This window comes from Streptomyces sp. AC558_RSS880 (genome assembly GCF_019049255.1).
Taxonomy (GTDB): Bacteria; Actinomycetota; Actinomycetes; order Streptomycetales; family Streptomycetaceae; genus Streptomyces.
The window spans coordinates 1-21,235 of record NZ_JAGMUJ010000232.1; the positions used below are offsets into that span (position 1 = coordinate 1).

The following is a 21,235-nucleotide window of genomic DNA, read 5'->3' on the forward strand; positions in this document are numbered from 1 at the left end:
TCGGGCGGCGCGATGGTGGCGGTGCAGGCGAGTGAGGCGGAGGTGGTGGCGGCGCTGGAGGGCGCGGTATGTGTCGCCGCGGTGAACGGGCCGGCGTCCGTGGTGGTGTCCGGTGACGAGGAGCCGGTGCTGCGGGTGGCGGCCGGGTTCGCGGCCGGGGGGCGCAAGACGAAGCGGCTCCAGGTCAGTCATGCCTTCCATTCGCACCGTATGGAGCCGATGCTCGCGGAGTTCCGCACGGTGCTGGAGGGGGTGTCGTACGCCGAGCCCGCGATCCCGGTCGTCTCCAACCTGACCGGGCGGCCTGCCGAGGCCGCCGAACTGACCGACCCGGAGTACTGGGTACAGCAGGTCCGTAACGCCGTGCGCTTCGCCGACGGCGTCACCGCGCTCGCCGACGCCCAGGTCACCGCCCTGCTCGAAGCGGGGCCCGACGGAGTGCTCACCGCGATGGCCCGCGAGACGACGATCGTGCGGCCCGGCACCGCCGCGACGTCCCTGCTCCGCTCCGACCGGGCCGAGCCGACCGCGCTCATCGGCGCGCTCGGCGCCGTACAGCTCGCCGGCGTCCCGGTGGACTGGTCGGCCTTCTTCACCGGCACCGGGGCACACGTCACCGACCTCCCCGGTTACGCCTTCCAACGCCGCCGCTACTGGCTCGAACCCACGGCCCCCGCGGCCGTCCCGCCCACCGCCCCGGCCGACGCGGATCCGGCGTTCTGGGCCGCCGTCGAACGGGGCGACGCCGACCACGTGGCCACCACGCTCGACCTGGGCGACGACGAGGAGCGGCGCGGATCCCTCGCCGGCCTGCTGCCCGCCTTCGCCTCCTGGCGCCGTCTCCAGCGCGAGCGCACCCTGCTCGACGCCTGGAGCTACGAGACCGCCTGGCAGCCGTGGACACCGCGGGACGGCCGACGCCTCACCGGGACCTGGCTGCTGATCGACCACGGGACCGAGACCGTCGGCACCGAGACCGCCGGGACTGAGACCGCCGACGTGGAAACCGCCGGGACTGAGACCGCCGACGTGGAAACCGCCGGTGCGGAAACCGTCGGCGTCGAGACCACCGGCGCCGGGACCCCTTGCTCCGTACCCGCACAGAGCTGCGCCCGGGCGCTCACCGAGGCCGGAGCCCACGTCGAGATCCTGCGGCTGCTCCCCGCCGACCTGGAACGCGACGCACTGGCCGCGCGGATCCGTGCCGTCGGCCCGCTCGCCGGGATCGTGTCGCTGCTCACCGGCGACCCGGGGCGGCACCCCGGACACCCGGCGCTGACCACCTGGTTCGCCGACACCGTGACCCTCGTCCAGGCCCTCTCCGACGCGGGCCGCACGGCCCCCCTGTGGTGCGTGACCGAACAGGCCGTGGCCGTCGGCGACGACCCCGCGGCCGAGGCCGCCCGTGCCCAGGTCTGGGGGTTCGGCCGGGCAGCCGCACTCGAACTCCCCACCTCCTGGGGAGGGTTGGTGGACGTCCCCGTGGACGCCGACGACCGGGTGTGGTCCCGGCTGGCCCGCACCCTCGCGGCGGACGGCGCGGAGGACCAGGTGGCGGTGCGCGTCACCGGTGCCTGGGTGCCCCGGCTGCGCCGCATCGCCGTCGCACAGCCGGGCCCCGAAGCGGGCTGGACGCCCGCCGGGACCGTCCTGATCACCGGCGGCACCGGCGGCCTGGGCGCCCAGGTGGCCCGCTGGGCCGCCGCCCGCGGCGCCGAACACCTGGTGCTCACCGCCCGCCGGGGCCCGCACGCGCCGGGAGCCGACGCGCTCACCGCCGAGCTCACCGCCCACGGCGTGCGCGTCACCGTGGCCGCCTGTGACGTCGCCGACCGCGAGGCGCTGGCCCGGCTGGTGGCGGACGTCGAGGCGGACGGACCGCCGGTCCGGGCCGTGGTGCACACCGCCGGGATCGGCCAGGCCGCCACCGTCACCGAGACGGACCTCGCCGCCTGCGCGTACATCGCCGAGGGCAAGGTGCTCGGCGCCGCGCACCTCGACGAGCTGTTCGGTAACCGCCCGCTCGACGCCTTCGTGCTGTTCTCCTCCATCGCCGGCGTGTGGGGCAGCGGAGCGCAGGGTGCCTACGCGGCCGGCAACGCGTATCTCGACGCCCTCGCCCGTCACCGCCGCTCCCGCGGGCTCACCGCGACGGCCGTCGCCTGGGGCCCGTGGGCGGGCGCCGGTATGGCGGCGGGGGAGAGCGGTGAGGAACTGGCCCGCCGGGGACTGCGCGCGATGGACCCGGAGACCGCCGTAGCCCTGATGGCCCGCGCGGTGGCCCGGCCCGAGGCCGCCACCGTCCTCGCCGACGTGGACTGGCCGCACTTCCTGCGCCGCTTCACCGCGCTGCGGCCCAGCGCCCTGCTCGGCGACCTGCCGGAGGCCCGTGTCCACCTGGCCGAACAGGCCGCGGGCCGTGCCCTTCCCGCGGGCGACGGCCGCCCGGCCGGCGAACCGGAGCTGGCCCGCAGGCTGGCCGAGGCCACGCCGGGTGAGGGCGAGCGGATCCTGCTGGACCTGGTGCTCCGCGAGGTCGCCGCCGTACTCGGCCTGCCGGCCGCTGAAGCGCCGTCGGCCGAACGGGCCTTCCGTGACCTCGGCTTCGACTCGCTCACCGCGGTCGAGCTGCGCGACCGGCTCTCCCTGAGCAGCGGACTGGAGCTGCCCAGCACCCTGGTCTTCGACTACCCCACGCCGACCGCCCTGGCCGGCCACCTGTTCGGCGAACTGGCCGGTGCGCGGCCCGCCGACAACGATCCCGCCGGCAGCGGCCCCGCCGTCGGCCCGGCCGTGGACGGCGAGCCGATCGCCATCGTCGCCATGGCCTGCCGCTACCCCGGCGGGGTCGCCGGACCGGAGGACCTCTGGCGGCTGGTCGCCGACGGCGTCGACGCCGTGTCCGGCTTCCCGGCCGACCGCGGCTGGGACCTCGACGCCCTCTACGACCCCGACCCCGACCGCCCCGGCACCAGCTACGCGCGCGAGGGCGGATTCCTCGACACGGCCGCCGAGTTCGACGCCGCCCTGTTCGGCATCTCCCCGCGTGAGGCGCTCGCCATGGACCCGCAGCAGCGGCTGCTCCTTGAGACGACCTGGGAGGTGTTCGAGAACGCCGGCCTCGACCCGACCTCCGTCAAGGGCGAGACCGTCGGTGTCTTCGTCGGCGGCGCGGCCTGCGGCTACGGCACCGGCGCCGGGGACCTGCCGGACGGTGTGGAGGGGTACGCGCTCACCGGCAGCGTCAGCAGCGTGCTCTCGGGCCGGGTCGCCTACGCCTTCGGTCTGGAGGGCCCGGCCCTCACCGTCGACACGGCCTGCTCTTCCTCATTGGTCGCGCTGCACCTGGCCGGCCGCGCCCTGCAACGCGGCGAATGCTCGATGGCGCTGGCCGGCGGGGTGACCGTGATGGCCACCCCGACCGGGTTCGTGGAGTTCAGCCGCCAGCGGGGACTCTCCCCGGACGGCCGCTGCAAGGCGTTCGCCGCCGCCGCGGACGGCACCGGCTGGTCCGAGGGCGTCGGCCTGCTGCTGGTGGAACGACTGTCGGACGCCGTGCGCAACGGACACCGCGTCCTCGCCGTCATGCGCGGCTCCGCCGTGAACCAGGACGGCGCCAGCAACGGCCTGACCGCCCCCAACGGGCCGTCCCAGCAGCGCGTCATCCGGCAGGCGCTGACCGACGCCCGGCTCACCGCCCGGGACGTCGACGCCGTCGAGGCGCACGGCACCGGCACCTCGCTCGGCGACCCCATCGAGGCACAGGCGCTGCTCGCCACCTACGGCCGCGACCGGCCCGACGACACCCCGCTGTACCTGGGCTCGGTCAAGTCCAACATCGGCCACACCACGGCCGCGGCGGGCGTCGCGGGCGTCATCAAAATGGTGATGGCGATGCGCGAGGGCGTGCTGCCCCCGACCCTGCACGTCGACGAACCGACCCCGCACGTCGACTGGTCGGCCGGCACCGTCGAACTGCTCACCGCGCCCCGCGCCTGGCCCGAGCACGGCCGGCCGCGCCGCGCGGGTGTCTCCGCCTTCGGCATCAGCGGCACGAACGCGCACGTGGTCCTCGAGCAGCCGCCCGCCGCACCGGCGGAACCGGCCGGACCCCGGCCCGTCCCCGCCCCCGGCACCGCGCTGCCCTTCCTGCTCTCCGCCCACTCCGGCAGGGCGCTGCGCGCGCAGGCCGCCCGGCTCGTCGACCACCTCGCGGACCCGGCCGGCCCGGACCCGGCCGACGCCCGTCCCGCGCTGACCGACCTCGCTTATTCGCTCGCCGTGTCCCGCGCCGGGCTCGCCCACCGGGCCGTCGTCACGGCGGCCGACCGGGAGGGGTTGCGGACGGCCCTTGCGGGGTTGGCCGCGGGGGAGTCTGGGGTCGACGCGGTCGTAGGGGTGGCACAGTCTGGTGCCCGTCCGGTGTTCGTCTTCCCCGGTCAGGGTTCGCAGTGGGCCGAGATGGCCGGCGGGCTGCTCACGGCGTCACCCGCGTTCGCCACGCAGATCCTGGCGTGCGAGGAGGCGCTCGCGCCGTTCGTCGACTGGTCGCTGACCTCGGTCCTGAACTCTGAGTCGGACGCGTGGCTGGAGCGGGTCGATGTGGTGCAACCGGTGTTGTGGGCGGTGATGGTGTCGCTGGCCGCGCTGTGGCAGGCGCACGGTGTGCGGCCCGCCGCCGTGGTGGGTCACTCGCAGGGCGAGATCGCCGCCGCGTGCGTCGCCGGCGCGCTGTCGCTGGAGGACGGTGCGAAGGTCGTCGCGCTGCGCAGCAAGGCCATCCTCGACCTGTCCGGCAAGGGCGGCATGGCCTCCGTCGGCCTGTCCGCCGAGGACGTCGCCGAGCTGACCGCGCCGTTCGGCGACCGGATCTCCCTCGCGGCCGTCAACGGCCCGCACTCCGTGACGCTCTCCGGCGATCCCGACGCGCTCGCCGAGCTGCTCGCCCGGTGCGAGACCGACGGAGTCTGGGCGCGGCGCGTCCCGGTCGACTACGCCTCGCACTCCCCGCAGGTCGAGTCGGTCCGCGAACCGCTGCTCGCGGCCCTCGCGGGCGTCGCGCCGCGCGCCGCGCGCATCCCCTTCTGCTCCGCGGTCACCGGCGGCCCGCTGGAGACCACCGCCCTGGACGCCGAGTACTGGTACACCAACCTGCGGCAGACCGTCCGCTTCGACGAGGCCGTCAGGGCCCTGCTCGCCACGGGCCACGACGCCTTCATCGAGACCAGCGCCCACCCCGTGCTGACCACCGGCGTCCTGGAGACCGTCGAAGCGGCCGGGGCGCGGGCCGCGGTCCTCGGCACACTGCGCCGCGGCGAGGGCGGCCCCGACCGTTTCACCGCCGCCCTCGCGCAGGCGTACGTCCACGGCGTCGACGTCGACTGGCAGCCCGCCTTCGCCGGCACCGAGCCGCGCCTGACGGAACTGCCCACGTACGCCTTCCAGCGGGAGCGGTACTGGCTGGCGGGCACGTCCGGCGGTACGGCCGACGCCCAGGGGCTGGGGCTGATCCCGTCCGGGCACCCCGTCCTGGGCGCGGCGGTCGACCTGGCCGGCACGGACGGGGTCGTGCTCACCGGACGGGTCGGCCGGCGCACCCACCCCTGGCTCGCCGAGCACCTGTCCCCGGGGACCGCGCTGCTGCCCGGCGCCGCCTTCGTCGAACTCGCCCTGCACGCGGGCCGGTTGACCGGCCTCGCCACCGTCGAGGAGCTGACCCTGCACGCGCCGTTGCCGCTGCCCGAGCGCGGCGGCGCGCAGCTCCAGGTGTCGGTGGGCGCCGCGCGGCCCGACGGCCGTCACCCGGTGGCCATCCACTCCTGCCCGGACGACACGGAGGCCACCGGATCCGGATCCTGGACCCGGCACGCCGAGGGCCTGCTCGCACCCGCGCCGGACGGCCACACGGACGGCCTGACGGACGACCTGGTGGAGGGGCTGGTGGACGAGATCGCGGACGATCTCGTCGTCTGGCCCCCGGCCGGAGCCGTGCCCCTGTCCGTGCCGGCGCCCGCCGAGCCCGACGCCCCGGAGGACACCGCGTACGACGTGCTGCGCGGAGTGTGGCGGTCCGGCACCGCCCTCTACGCGGAGGTCGCCCTCTCCGCCGAACAGCGTCAGAACGCCGCCGGCCACGGACTGCACCCACTGCTCCTGACGGCCGCCCTGCGGTCCCTCCAGGCGGCGGCCGGGACGACCCGGCCCACGGAGGAGCCCGACGGACGGCAGGAACCCGGGGCCACGGAGGAACCCGGGGCCATGGAGGCGTCCGGCGGCGAGCAGGAGTCCGGGTCCGCGGCAGAGCCCGGCGACGGGGAGATCCGTATGCCGTTCGCCTGGTCCGGTGTCACACTGCACACCCCCGGCGCGACCTCGCTGCGGGTACGCCTGGAGGCGGACGGCGACACGCCGGACACGCTGTCCCTGGCCGCCGCGACCGACACCGGGGCGGCCGCCCTCACGGTGCGTTCCCTCGCCCTGCGGGCCGTCTCTCCCGAGCGGCTCGCGGACACCCTCACCCGGGCCGGGGCCCCGGCCGCCCGCGCCGGATCCGTCCCCGTGCTGCGGCCCGTGGCGGCACCCCGCCCGGCCGCCGACGACCCCGGTCCGGGAGACGCGCCGGGGACCGCCGAGAGCGACGCGCTGCTGCGGCGGCTGGCCGCCCTGGGCGAGGAGGACCGGCAGCGCGCGGTGAGCGACCTGGTCGTCGCCCACGTCGCGGCCGTCCTCGGGCACACCGCGGGCGACGTGGCCGCCGACAAGCCGCTGCGCGACCTCGGACTGGACTCGATGGCCGCGGTCGAACTGCGCGGTCGGCTCGGCGCCGCGCTCGGCCTGCGGCTGCCGGTGACACTCGTCTTCAGTCACCCCACCCCGGCGGCGCTCGCCGCCCACCTGGTCACCGAACTGGGGCTGGAACGCACGACCACGGCCGGCCCCGCGGCGGGCGCGTTCAGCCGCCTGGAGAACGCCCTGAACCGGCTGCCGTCCGACCAGGGGACCAGGGCGGCGGTCACCCGGCGCCTGGAGGCCCTGCTGTGGAAGTGGCGCGACCCGGCGGAGGCCGACGCGCCGGCACCCGGCCTGAGCGGGGAGGCGCTCGCCGCCTCCTCCGCCGACGAGATCTTCGACCTGCTCGATCGGGAGCTGGGCACCACCTGACCCCGACGTAGACGTACTCCTTCCGGCTTCCCTCCGGGCACCCGGTGAAAGTGGGCTCGCGTGTCGACCAACGAAGAGAAACTCCTCGACTACCTCAAGAGGGCCACCGCGGACCTCGGCCGGACGCGGCAGCGGCTGCGCGAGATCGAGGCGGCCGCGGCCGAGCCCGTCGCCGTGGTCGCCATGGCCTGCCGCTACCCCGGTGGCGTACGGACCCCGGAGGAGCTCTGGCAGCTCGTCGCCGACGGGGTGGACGCCCTCGGCGACTTCCCCGCCGACCGCGGCTGGGACGTCGACGGCCTCTACGACCCGGACCCCGAACGGTCCGGCAAGACCTACGTCCGGCGCGGCGGCTTCCTGGACGGCGCGGCCGACTTCGACGCCGAGCTCTTCGGCATCAACGCGCGCGAGGCGCTGGCCATGGATCCCCAGCAGCGGCTGCTGCTCGAGACCTCCTGGGAGGCGTTCGAACGCGCCGGCGTCGACCCCACCTCGCTGCGGGGCAGCCGCGTCGGGGTGTTCGCGGGGGCCATCTCCTCGGGCTACGCCGAACGGCTCACCAGCGTTCCCGAGGAGGTCGAGGGATACCTCGGCACGGGCAGCATGACCAGCGTCGCCTCCGGCCGGATCGCCTACACCCTCGGCCTGGAGGGACCGGCGGTCACCATCGACACCGCCTGCTCCTCCTCGCTCGTCGCGATCCACCTCGCCGTGCAGGCGCTGCGCCAGGGCGAGTGCACGATGGCACTGGCGGGCGGCGTGACCGTGATGTCGACGCCGGGCATCTTCATCGAGTTCAGCCGCCAGCGCGGCCTCGCCCCCGACGGGCGCTGCAAGGCGTTCGCCGCCGCGGCCGACGGCACCGGCTGGGCCGAGGGCGCGGGACTCCTGCTGCTGGAACGGCTCAGCGACGCCCGGCGGGCCGGTCATCCGGTGCTGGCCGTCGTCCGGGGCAGCGCGGTGAACCAGGACGGCGCCAGCAACGGCCTGACCGCCCCCAACGACCGAGCGCAGGCCGAGGTGATCCGCCAGGCCCTCGACGCCGCGCGGCTGACCGCCCAGGACGTCGACGCGGTCGAGGCGCACGGCACCGGCACCACCCTCGGCGACCCCATCGAGGCGCAGGCCCTGCTGGCCACGTACGGCCGCGACCGGCCCGCGGGGCAGCCGCTGCGGCTGGGCGCGATCAAGTCCAACATCGGCCACACCGGCGCGGCGGCGGGCGTCGCCGGGGTGATCAAGATGATCGAGGCGATGCGGCACGAGCTGCTGCCGCGGACCCTGCACGTGGACGAGCCGACCCCGCACGTCGACTGGTCGTCCGGCGGGGTGGAACTCCTCACCCGGCCCGCCCCGTGGCCCCGCGACGGCCGTCCGCGCCGGGCCGGCGTCTCCTCCTTCGGCGTCAGCGGCACCAACGCGCACGTGATCGTGGAGGAGGCCCCCCAGCCGACGGAGCCCTCCCAGCCGGCGGAGCCCTCCGGCCCGGCGGAGCCCTCCGGCCCGGCGGAGCCCTCCCGGCCGGCGGAAACGCCTGAGCCGCAGGAGGCGACCCGACGGCCGGAAGCACCCGAGCCGACAGCGGCCTCCCAGCCGGCGGAGGCCCTCCGGCCCACGAGAACCTCCCAGCCGCCGGAGGCCCCCCGGCCGACGGCGGCCTCTCGGCCCACGGAGGCCCCCCGGCCGGCGGACCCCTCCCACCCCGCGGAGTCCCTCCGCTCACCGCGACCGGAACCCCCGGGCCGGGCGGCCGTCGTTCCCGCCCTCCCCTGGGTCCTCGGCGCCCGCACCGACGAAGCCCTCTGCGCGCAGGCCGCCCGGCTCGCCGCGCACCTGCGGGAACGGCCCGGCTTCCGCCCCGCCGACGTCGGCTGCACGCTGGCCACCTCGCGCGCCGCCCTCGACTCCCGGGCCGTCGTCGTGGGCACCCGGCCCGACGAGTTCCTGGCCGGCCTGGACGCACTGGCGGCCGGTGAGGACGCGCCGAACGCCGCGCACGGCCGGGCCGTACCGGGCGGCCGCCTGGCCTTCCTGTTCACCGGACAGGGCAGCCAACGCCCCGGCATGGGCCGCGAACTGCACGCCGCCTGGCCCGCGTTCGCCGACGCCTTCGACGAGGTGGCCGCCGCCCTCGACGCCCGGCTCGCCGGACACGTCAGCCGGCCGCTGGCCGAGGTCGTACTGACCCCCGACGCCCTGACCCCCGACGCCCTGACCCCCGACGCCCCGGAAACCGGTGCCGCGGAACCGCTCGGGCGGACCGTGTACGCGCAGACCGGCCTGTTCGCGCTCCAGGTCGCCCTCTTCCGGCTGTACGAATCGTGGGGGGTGCGGCCGGACCTGCTGCTGGGCCACTCCATCGGCGAACTGAGCGCCGCGCACCTCGCCGGTGTGTGGTCCCTGTCCGACGCGGTGGCCCTGGTCGCGGCCCGCGCCACCCTCATGGAGGAACTGCCCGCCGACGGCGCGATGATCGCGGTCGCCGCGAGTGAGGAGGAGGTGCGCGCCGCCCTCGCCGAGCACGGCGGAGCCGTCGACCTCGCCGCCGTCAACGGCCCGTCGGCGGTGGTGCTCTCCGGCGACGGCGAGCCGGTGCGTGCGCTCGCCGGCCACTTCGCCGCCCAGGGACGCAAGACCCGGCGGCTGCGCACCAGCCACGCCTTCCACAGCGCCCACATGGACGGCATGCTCGACCGCTTCCGCGAGGTGGCGGCCGGCGTCACGGCCTCACCCGCCCGCATCCCCGTGATCTCCAACGTGACCGGCCGTCCGGCCACCGACGACGAGCTGGGCAGCGCCGACTACTGGGCCCGGCACGTGCGTGCGACCGTCCGCTTCGCCGACGGCGTCACCGCCCTCGCCGACGCCGGCGCCACCGCCCTGGTCGAACTGGGCCCCGACGGGGTGCTGACCGCGCTCGCCCGAGACTGCCTGGCCGCCCGCCGACCCGCACCCCATCCGGCCCCCGTGTGCGCGCCCGCCCTGCGCGCCGGGCGGCCCGAGCCGGCCACGGCGGTGACCGCGCTCGGCGCGGTCCATCTGTCCGGCGGCCGGATCGACGGCGAGCGGTTCTTCGCCGGCACCGGCGCCCGCCGGACCGACCTGCCCACCTACGCCTTCCAGCGCAGGCGCTACTGGCTCGACGCCGGCACGACGGCACCCGACGCGGCCGGACTCGGCCTCGCCACCACCGGTCACCCCCTGCTCGGCGCCGAACTGCGCCTGGCGGGCGGCGGCGGACTGGTCCTGACCGGACGGCTGTCCCCGCACACCCACCCGTGGCTGGCCGACCACGCGGTGGAGGGCGTCGTGCTGTTCCCCGGCACCGCGTTCGTGGAAGTCGCCGTCCAGGCCGGTGACCGGGCCGGCTGCCCGCACCTGGCCGAACTCATGCTGGAGGCCCCGCTCCCGCTCCCCGCCGACGCCGCGGTGCACCTCCAGGTCACCGTCGGACCGGCGGAGGACGACGGACGCCGCCGGGTCGAGATCCACTCCCGGCGCGCGGACGACACCCCCGGCACGGACGACGACACCGCCTGGACCCGTCACGCGGCCGGCACCCTGACCCCCGAAGCCGACGCCCGTACGACCCCCCACTCCACGCCCGCGCCCGCCCCGCAGGGCGCCTGGCCGCCGGCCGGAGCCGAGCCGGTCGACATCGGTGACTTCTACGCCGACCTCGCCTCCGGCGGATTCGCCTACGGCCCGTCGTTCCAGGGCCTGCGCGCCGCCTGGCGGCTCGACGGCGCCGTCTACGCGGAGGTGGCGCTGCCCGACGAGCACACCGCCGCCACGGCGGACTTCCTCCTGCACCCCGCGCTCTTCGACGCCGCCCTGCACGCCAGCGGCCTGACCGGACTCGGCCAGGACACCGGGCAGGCACGGCTGGTGTTCTCCTGGAGCGGAGTGACCGTGCACGCCGTCGGCGCCGCCGCGCTGCGGGTACGGATGACGGTCACCGGCCCCGACACGGTGGAGCTGACCGCCGCCGACGGCACGGGCAACCCCGTGATCTCGGTGCGCGAACTGGTGATGCGCCCGGCCGCCCCCGCGGACCCGGCCGACGGCGGGGTGCTGTTCCGGCTCGACTGGACCCCGCTGACACCCCCCGAGCAGCCGGACCGTACCGCCGCCGGCCGGTGGGCCGTCCTCGGCCCCGACCCCTTCGGCCTGTGCGACGCGCTGGCGGCGGCCGGGACCGCGGCGAGCGAGTACCCCGACGTCGCCACGCTCGCCGACGAACCCGCGGCGCCCGACGTCGTCCTGCTGCCGCTCGCCCCCGTCCCCGCGGCGGCGCTGCCGACCGCGGCCGACCGGGCCGTCGACCGGATGCTGCACACCGTCCAGGGCTGGCTGGCCCACTCCGCGTGGGACACGACCCGCCTGGTCGTCGTGACCCGCGGCGCGGTCGCGGCCCGCGACGGCGAGAGCGTCACCGACCTGGCCCACGCGCCGGTCTGGGGCCTGCTGCGCTCCGTGGAGGCCGAGCACCCCGGACGGATCCTCCTCACCGACCTCGACACCGACGCCGCCTCCCTGACGGCCCTGCCCGACGCGGTGCGGGCGGCACTGGCCGCCGGCGAGCCGCAGACGGCCGTCCGGGCGGGCGCGGTCCTCACCCCGCGGATCGTGCGTACGGACCCCGGCCGGCTGCTGCCCGCCGCCCCCGACGGCCCCTGGCTGCTGGACACCACCGCCGCGGGCGACCTGGACCGGCTCGCGCCGCTGCCGTACCCGCCCGCCGCACGCCCGCTCGCCCCGCACGAGATCCGTGTCGCCGTCCGCGCCTCCGGCCTCAACTTCCGTGACGTGCTGGTCGGTCTCGGCATGGTGCCCGGCCAGGCCGGCATGGGCACCGAGGGCGCCGGAGTGGTCACCGAGGTCGGCTCGGCCGCCGGCGACTGGCGGCCCGGCGACCGGGTGATGGGCGTGCTGCCCGCCTCGCTCGGTCCGGTCGCGGTCGCCGACCACCGGTCCGTCGTCCGTGTGCCGCCGCACTGGACCTTCACCGAGGCCGCCGGGATGCCGATCGCCTTCCTGACCGCCTACCGCGCCCTGTTCGACCTCGCCGGACTCAAGCCCGGCGAGTCCGTGCTGGTCCACGCGGCGGCCGGCGGCGTCGGCATGGCCGCCGTCCAGCTGGCCCGGCACTTCGGCGCCGAGGTGTACGGCACCGCGAGCCCCGGCAAGTGGGACACCCTGCGCGAGCTGGGCCTCGACGACGACCACATCGCCTCCTCCCGCTCCCTGGACTTCGAGCACACCATCGCCGCCGCGACCGGGGGACGCGGCGTCGACGTCGTCCTCAACTCCCTGGCCCGCGAGTACGTGGACGCCTCACTGCGGCTGCTGGCACCGGGCGGCAGACTCGTCGAGATCGGCAAGACCGACCTGCGCGACCCGGCCGACACGGCCGCCGCCCATCCCGGCGTCAGCTACCAGCCGTTCGTCGACGCCGACCCCGAACGCATCGGCGAGATCCTCACCCGCACCGTCGACCTGATCGAGAGCGGCGCCCTGCGCCGGCTCCCGGTGCGCGCCTGGGACATCCGGGAGGCGTCCCGGGCGTACCGGTACATGAGCCAGGCCAAGCACATCGGCAAGATCGTGCTCACCGTGCCCGCCGCCCCCGACCCGGACGGCACGGTCCTGGTCACCGGTGGCACCGGCGCGCTCGGCGGCCTCCTGGCGAGGCACCTGGTGACCGAGCACGGCGCCCGGCACCTGCTGCTCACCAGCCGGGCCGGTGAGGCGGCACCCGGCGCCGCGCGACTGCGCGAGGAACTGACCCGGCTCGGCGCCGTCCACGTGGACATCGCCGCCTGCGACGTCGCCGACCGGGCCCAGCTCGCCGCGGCACTGTCCCGCGTCCCCGCCGCACACCCGCTGACCGCGGTCGTGCACGCCGCCGGCGTGGTCGAGGACGGCGTCGTCACCTCCCTGACGTCCGATCAGCTCCGCCGCGTCCTGCGGCCGAAGATCGACGGGGCGGTGAACCTGCACCGGCTGACCGCCGACGCCGACCTCGCCGTGTTCGCCCTCTACTCCTCGGCGGCCGGCGTGCTGGGCGGCGCGGGCCAGGGCGGCTACGCCGCGGCCAACACCTTCCTCGACGCGCTCGCCCACCACCGCCGCGCCGCCGGCCGCCCCGCCACCTCGCTCGCCTGGGGCCTGTGGGACCAGGCCAGTGACGTCACCGCCGGCCTCGACCGGGCCGACCGGGCGCGGGTGGCGCGCTCCGGGATGCTGCCGCTGTCCGCGCCGCAGGGCCTGGCCCTCTACGACGCGGCCGCCGCCCTGCCCGACCCGCTGCTGCTGCCGGTCCGGGTCGACGGCGCCGCCCTGGGACGCGACGCCGGCGCCACCGCCGTACCCGCCGCGATGCGCGGCCTGGTCCGTGCCCCGGGACGCCGCACCGCTCAGTCCGCCGCCGCGCCGGAGCCGGCCGCCGCGCTCGTGCGGCGGCTGTCCGCGCTGGCCGAGGACGACCAGCGGCGCCTGCTGACCGACCTGGTCCGCGGCCACGCCGGCACGGTGCTCGCCCTGGGCGGCGCGGACGCGATCGACCCGCACCGGGGCTTCACCGAGATGGGCTTCGACTCGCTGACCGCCGTCGAACTGCGCAACCGGCTCGACGCCGCCACCGAACTGCGGCTGCCCGCCACCCTCGTCTTCGACCACCCCACCCCGGCCGACCTCGCCGACCACCTGTTCGAGGAGCTCGTCCCCGACGCCTCCGCCGCCGCGGTGCCCGCGCTGCTGGACGAACTCGACCGCCTGGAGGCCCGGCTCGCCCAGGTCCACGCCGACGCGTACGACCGGGCCGCGATCTCCACCCGGATCGACCGGCTCCTGACGGCCTGGCGCAACCAGGAACCCGAGCACCACCAGACCCCGGACGCCGCGCCGGAGACCGCCGCGGAGCAGCTCAAGGAGGCGAGCGCCGACGAGGTGCTCGACTTCATCGACCGCGAACTCGGCCTGGCGTGAGCGCCGCCGTCCCCACCCCGCCGGACCCGAGCCCGAGCACAGGAAGGAGCGACACCACGATGCAGGACGGCGACACGCCGGAGAGCGAGAAGCTGGTCGGCTACCTCAAGCGGGTGGCCGCGGAACTGCACGACGCGCGGGCGGAGCTGCGCCGCGCCGAGCAGCGGGAGACGGAGCCGATCGCGATCGTCGCCATGGCCTGCCGTTATCCGGCCGGCGTGACCTCCCCGGAGGACCTATGGCGCCTGGTCGCGGAGGGCGAGGACGCGATCGGCCCCATGCCCGGGGACCGCGGCTGGGACATCGAGGGCCTCTACGACCCCGACCCCGACGCCCCCGGCAAGAGCTACGCCCGCACCGGCGGCTTCCTCGACCACGCGGCCGACTTCGACCCCGAGTTCTTCGGCATCAGCCCCCGCGAGGCCCTCGCCATGGACCCGCAGCAGCGTGTCCTGCTCGAAGTCGCCTGGGAGCTGTTCGAACGGGCCGGCCTGGAGCGTGCGGCGCTGCGCGGCAGCCGCACCGGCGTGTTCGTCGGCGCCGGCTCCTCCGGCTACGGCACCGGCTTCCAGCAGGTGCCCGAGAGCGTCGGCGGCTACCTCGGCACCGGCACCATCATCAGCGTCCTGTCCGGCCGTCTCGCCTTCGTGTACGGCCTGGAGGGCCCGGCCGTCACGGTCGACACGGCGTGCTCGTCCTCCCTGGTCGCCCTGCACCTGGCCGTGCAGGCACTGCGCGCCGGAGAGTGCGCGATGGCCCTCGCCGGCGGTGTCACCGTCATGTCCAACACCGGTATGTTCAGCGAGTTCAGCCGGCAGCGCGGCATGGCGCCCGACGGCCGGTGCAAGGCGTTCGCCGCCGCCGCGGACGGCACCGGCTGGTCCGAGGGCGCCGGGCTGGTCCTGCTCCAGCGGCTCTCCGACGCACGGCGCGACGGCAACCGGGTGCTGGCCGTGGTGCGCGGCAGCGCGGTCAACCAGGACGGCGCCAGCAGCGGCCTGACCACCCCCAACGGCCCCTCGCAGCGGCGGGTGATCCGGCAGGCGCTCGCCAACGCCCGGCTCACCACCGACGACGTCGACGCGGTCGAAGCACACGGCACCGGCACCACCCTCGGCGACCCGATCGAGGCCCAGGCCCTGCTCGCCACCTACGGTCAGAACCGCGACCCGCGCCGCCCGCTGCTGCTCGGCGCCGTCAAGTCCAACCTGGGCCACACCCAGGCCGCCGCCGGCGTCGCCGGGGTCATCAAGACGGTGATGGCCCTGCGCCACGGCCTGCTGCCGCCCACCCTCCACGTCGACGAGCCCACCCCGCACGTCGACTGGTCGGCCGGCACCGTACGCCTGCTGACCGAGGCCACGCCCTGGCCCGACACCGGGGGCCGGCCCCGCCGCGCCGGTGTCTCGTCCTTCGGCATCAGCGGCACCAACGCGCACCTCCTGCTCGAACAGGCCCCGCAGGACGACGAACCGGCCACCACGCCCCCACCCCCGCCGCGGACGGCGGCGCACCGGCCACCGGCGCCCTGGGTGCTGTCCGCACGCGACGAGGAGGGGCTGCGCGCCCAGGCCGACCGGCTGGCGTCCTTCGTCGCCGCCGCACCCCACCTCGCGCCCGACGACATCGCCTACTCGCTGGCCACCACCCGCTCGGCGCTCGAACACCGCGCCGCCCTCACCGCCGCCGACCTCGACGGCTTCACCGAACGGCTGCGGGCCCTGGCCCGCGGCGAGAGCGCCGGCACCGTCGCCGGACAGGACCGGCGTCCGGTCTTCGTCTTCCCCGGCCAGGGCTCGCAGTGGGCGGGCATGGCCCGGGAACTCCTGGACACCGCGCCCGAGTTCGCCGCCGAGATCGCCCGGTGCGAGACCGCTCTCGCCCCCTACGTCGACTGGTCAGCCGTCGATGTGCTGCGCTCGCCCGACGAGGAGTGGCTGGAGCGGGTCGACGTCGTCCAGCCCGTGCTGTGGGCCGTCATGGTCGCCCTCGCCCGGCTCTGGCAGACCCACGGGGTGCGGCCCGCCGCCGTGGTGGGCCACTCACAGGGCGAGATCGCGGCGGCCTGCGTCGCGGGCGGCCTGAGCCTGGCGGACGGAGCCAAGGTCGTGGCCCTGCGCAGCCGGGCCCTCCTCGACCTGGCCGGTACCGGCGGCATGGCCTCGGTCTCCCTCCCGGCGGCCCGCGCCCACGAGCTGATCGGACCACTCGACGGGGAACTGACCATCGCCGCCGTCAACGGCCCCACCTCGGTGACCGTCGCCGGCGACCAGCCCGCCATCGACGAACTCCTCGCCGTCTGCGAAGGACAGGGCGTGTGGGCCCGCCGCGTCCCGGTGGACTACGCCTCGCACTCCGCGCAGGTCGAGACGATCCGCGACCGGCTGACGAAGGAACTCGCCGGGATCACCGGGACCGGCTCAGCCGTGCCGTTCTACTCCGCGACCACCGGCGCCCTGCTGGACACCACCCTCCTCGACACCACCTACTGGTACGACAACCTGCGCCGACAGGTGCGCTTCGACGCCGCCGTCGGCGCCCTGCTGGCCGCCGGCCACACCGCCTTCGTCGAGGTCAGTGCCCACCCGGTGCTGACCGTCGCGCTCGAGGACACCATCGCCGCCGCCGACGCGCCCGCGGTCGTCCTCGACACCCTCCGGCGAGGCGCCGGCGGCCCCGGCCGGTTCGCCGAGGCGCTGGCCGCCGCCCACGTCCACGGGCTCACCGTCGACTGGCCGAAGGTGTTCGCCGGACGCGCTGTCCCGCCGCGCCGTGTCGACCTGCCGACCTACCCCTTCCGCCGCCGCCGCTTCTGGCTCCAGGCCCCCGCCGACACGGCCCGGGACGCCGCCGGACTCGGCCTGCTGGCGGCCGGGCATCCGCTGCTCGGCGCCACCGCGGCCCTCGCGGACGGCGGCGGACTGCTGCTGACCGGACGGCTGACCGCCCGCGGCCTGGCCTGGCCCGCCGACCACACCGTGGACGGCACCGTACGGCTCCCGGCCGCGGCCATGGTGGAGCTGGCGATCCGCGCGGGCGACGAAGCGGGCTGCGACCAGGTCGAGGAACTCTCCCTGGAGGCACCCCTGGACCTGGACACCGACGCGGTACGGCTCCAGGTGGCCGTCGGCCCGCCTGGGCCGGACGGCCGCCGCTCGCTCGCCGTGTACTCCCGGCCGTCCGACGCCGACGCCGGAGAACCCTGGACCCGGCACGCCACCGGCCTGCTCCGCCCGGGCCGCCCCACGCCGGAGGCCGACGCCGAAACCTGGCCGCCGCCCGGCAGCGAACCCCTCGGACTCGACGGCCCGCACGACCGGACGGCCGACGCCGCGCCCGTCCTCGGCCCGGCCTTCCGCGGCCTGCGCGCGGCCTGGCGGCTCGACGACGAACTCCTCGCCGAGGTCGCCCTGCCCGACGGGCACAGCGACGACGCGGGCGCCTACGGCCTGCACCCGGCCCTCCTCGACGCCGCACTGCGCCTGCGGACGTACGACGACGCCGCCGTGACCGCTCAGCCCGACACGCTCGGCGGCATCGCGCTGTACGCGGCCGGTGCCACCACCCTGCGGGTACGGCTGCGCCCCCGCCCGACCGCCGACGGCGCCGTCCGGCACGCGCTGCTGCTGACCGACCCCACCGGACAGCCGGTGGCCCGCATCGACACCGTGTCCGCCCGGGAGGACTCCTCGACGCCGGGCGCCGCCCACGGCCACCGGACCGACGCCCTGTACCGGGTCGACTGGGTGTCCGTCGGCACCGCCGACCCCCACCCCGCCGACGCCGCCGGCACGACCTGGGCCGTCCTGGGCGCCGACCCCGGCGGCCTCGCCGACGCGTTACGCGGCACGGGCGCCGACGTCCGCGCCTACCCCGACCCGGTGGCCCTGAGCACCGCACTGGACCACGGAGCCGCCGTACCCGACACGGTCGTCCACCCCGTGGCACCCGGCCACACGGCGCAGCCCACCGCCGCCCACGCGGCCGCCACCGGCCTCCTGCCCGTCCTGCACACCTGGATCGGCGACTCCCGCCTCGAGGCGTCCCGGCTGATCGTCGCGACCGGCGGCGCCGTGGCCACCGCGCCCGACGAGGACGTACCGGACCTGCCGTCGGCCACGGCCTGGGGCCTCACCCGCTCCGCGCAGACCGAGTATCCCGGCCAGTTCCTCCTGGCCGACCTGCCCGCCGCACATCCCGAGACCTGGGGACGGGCGCTGGCCGCCGTCCCCGGCTGCGGGGAACCCGCCGTCGCCGTACGCGACGGACACCTGCTCGCCCCCCGGCTCACCTCCCACCCCGCGGGCCGGGACCCGTCGCGCCGGCCGTTCCGGACCGACGGCACCGTCCTCGTCACCGGCGGCACCGGCACCCTGGGCCGGCTGATCGCCGCCCACCTGGCCGCGGAACACGGCGTACGGCACCTGCTGCTCACCAGCCGCACCGGCCCCGACGCCGACGGATGCGCCGAACTGCGGGCCGAGCTGGCGGCGCTCGGCGCGACCGCGGACATCGTGGCCTGCGACGCCGCCGACCGGGCCGCGCTCGGGCGGCTGCTCGCCGGGATCCCCGCCGACCGGCCGCTCAGCGCCGTCGTGCACGCCGCGGGCGTCCTGGACGACGGCGTCATCGACTCGCTGACCCCCGAGCGGCTCACCGCGGTCCTGCGGCCCAAGGTCGACGCCGCGCTCCACCTGCACGAACTGACCCGCGACCGCGACCTGTCCGCGTTCGTCCTGTTCTCCTCGGCCGCCGGTGTCCTCGGCAGCGCCGGCCAGGGCAACTACGTCGCCGCCAACGCGTTCCTCAACTCCCTCGCCCAGCACCGGCACGCCCAGGGCCTGCCGGGCACCGCACTGGCCTGGGGCTTCTGGGAGCGGGCCAGCGGCATGACGGGCCGGCTCGCCGAGGCCGACCGCCAGCGGATGGCCCGCTCCGGTGTCGTCCCGCTGTCCTCCACGACCGCCCTCGACCTGTTCGACCGCGCGACCGCCGCCGACGAACCCCTCGCGGTGCCGCTCCGGCTGGACCGCGCCGCCCTGCGCGCCCAGGCCGACGCGGGCGTGCTGCCGGGACTGCTGCGCGGCCTGGTCCGCGGACCCGTGCGCCGCACCGCCGCGGCCGCGGGCGGCGGCCGGGCCGCCGACGGCTTCGTCCGCGATCTGCTCGCCCTCGACCCGGCCGGACAGGAACGCGAACTGACCGGCCTGGTCCGCGCCCAGGTCGCCGCCGTGCTGGGCCACGACGACCCCGCGGCCGTCGACGTCGGCACCGCCTTCAAGAGCCTCGGCTTCGACTCCCTCATCGCGGTCGACCTGCGCAACCGGCTTGCCGCCCTGACCGGCCGACGCCTGCCGGCCACCCTGGTCTTCGACCACCCGACCACCACCGCGCTCGCCGCCCACCTGCGCACCGAACTCCTCGGCACCCGCGCCCCGGCCCCCACCGGCGCACCGCGCGCCGTGACCACCCCCGGCGCCGACCGGGAACCGATCGCCATCGTCGCCATGGCCTGCCGCTTCCCCGGCGGCGTCATGTCACCCGAGGACCTCTGGCGGATGCTCGCCGACGGCCGCGACGGACTGACCGGCTTCCCCGCCGACCGCGGCTGGAACGTCGAGGAGCTCTACCACCCCGACCCCGACCACCCCGGCACCAGCTACGTCCGCGAGGGCGGCTTCATCGAGCACGCCGCCGACTTCGACGCGGGCTTCTTCGGCATCTCCCCGCGCGAGGCCCTCGCCATGGATCCGCAGCAGCGGCTGCTCCTCGAGACCTCCTGGGAGGTGTTCGAACGGGCCGGGATCGACCCGGCCACGCTGCGCGGCTCCGCCACCGGCGTCTTCGTCGGCGCCGCCCACATCGGCTATCTGGCCGGCATGGAGGTGCCCGACGAACTCGGCGGCTACCTCGGCACCGGCAACGCCGCCAGCGTCGCCTCCGGCCGCCTCGCCTACACCTACGGCCTGGAGGGCCCCGCCGTCACGGTCGACACCGCCTGCTCCTCCTCCCTGGTCTCCCTCCACCTCGCCGTCCAGGCGCTGCGCACCGGAGAGTGCACGATGGCGCTGGCCGGCGGCGTCACGGTGATGGCCAACCCCGGGCTGTTCGTCGACTTCAGCCGGCAACGGGTGCTCTCCGCCGACGGCCGCTGCAAGCCCTTCGCCGCCGCCGCCGACGGCACCGGCTGGTCCGAGGGCATCGGCCTGCTGCTCGTCGAACGGCTCTCCGACGCACAGCGCAACGGACACCGCGTCCTGGCGACGGTCCTCGGCTCCGCCGTCAACCAGGACGGCGCCAGCAACGGCCTGACCGCGCCCAACGGCCCCTCCCAGCAGCGGGTGATCCGGCAGGCCCTCGCCGACGCCCGGCTGGACGCCCGGGACGTGGACGCCGTCGAGGCGCACGGCACCGGCACCGAACTCGGCGACCCGATCGAGGCCCAGGCCCTCCTGGCCACCTACGGCCGGGAACGCCACGCGGACGAGCCGCTGTGGCTGGGCGCGCTCAAGTCCAACATCGGCCACACCACGGCCGCCGCCGGCGTGGCCGGGGTGATCAAGACGGTGATGGCGATGCGGCACGGTGTGCTGCCGAAGACGCTGCACGTGGACGCGCCGACGCCGCACGTGGACTGGTCGGCCGGCGCGGTCGAACTGCTCACCGAGCCCCGCCCCTGGCCGGAGACCGGCCGCCCGCGCCGCGCCGCCGTGTCGGCGTTCGGCATCAGCGGCACCAACGCGCACACCGTCCTCGAGCACCGTCCGCCCGAGCCCGCCGACGTCCCGGACACCGCGGGACCCGCCGACCCGGGCGTCTTGCCGTATCTGCTCTCCGCCAAGACCCCCGAGGCCCTCGCGGCCCAGGCCGAGCGGCTGCGCGCGCATCTCGCGCGGGACGGCGCCGACCTCCCTCCCGCCGACCTCGCCGCCGCGCTCGCCACCACCCGCGCCCCCCTGGACCACCGTGCCGTGGTGACGGCCCGGGACCGGGCCGAACTGCTCGCGGGGCTCGCCTCGTTGGCCGAGGGGACACCCGGGCCGCAGGTCCGGCTGGGCACCGTGCGCGGGGATGCCCGGCTGGC

The 21,235-nt window shown here is 76.5% G+C and carries 3 protein-coding genes; all 3 read left to right on the forward strand.

Annotated features, from left to right (window positions below; all coding sequences use genetic code 11):
- The first annotated feature begins 12 nt into the window (after positions 1–12).
- Positions 13–7,161: a type I polyketide synthase gene (locus tag KUM38_RS41470; RefSeq protein WP_254398588.1), complete on the forward strand. Its 7,149-nt coding sequence runs from the start codon at positions 13–15 to the stop codon at positions 7,159–7,161.
- A 60-nt stretch (positions 7,162–7,221) separates the two neighbouring features.
- Complete coding sequence (locus tag KUM38_RS41475) at positions 7,222–14,151, forward strand: SDR family NAD(P)-dependent oxidoreductase (protein WP_217137315.1); 6,930 nt, start codon at positions 7,222–7,224, stop codon at positions 14,149–14,151.
- A 113-nt stretch (positions 14,152–14,264) separates the two neighbouring features.
- Positions 14,265–21,235 (forward strand): type I polyketide synthase (locus tag KUM38_RS41480; RefSeq protein WP_374227138.1); only part of this gene is annotated, 6,971 nt, incomplete at its 3' end.

Coding starts and splice junctions, on each gene's coding strand:
- KUM38_RS41470 (WP_254398588.1), top strand. CDS start 13: ATGGTGGCGGTGCAGGCGAGTGAGGCGGAGGTGGTGGCGGCGCTGGAG.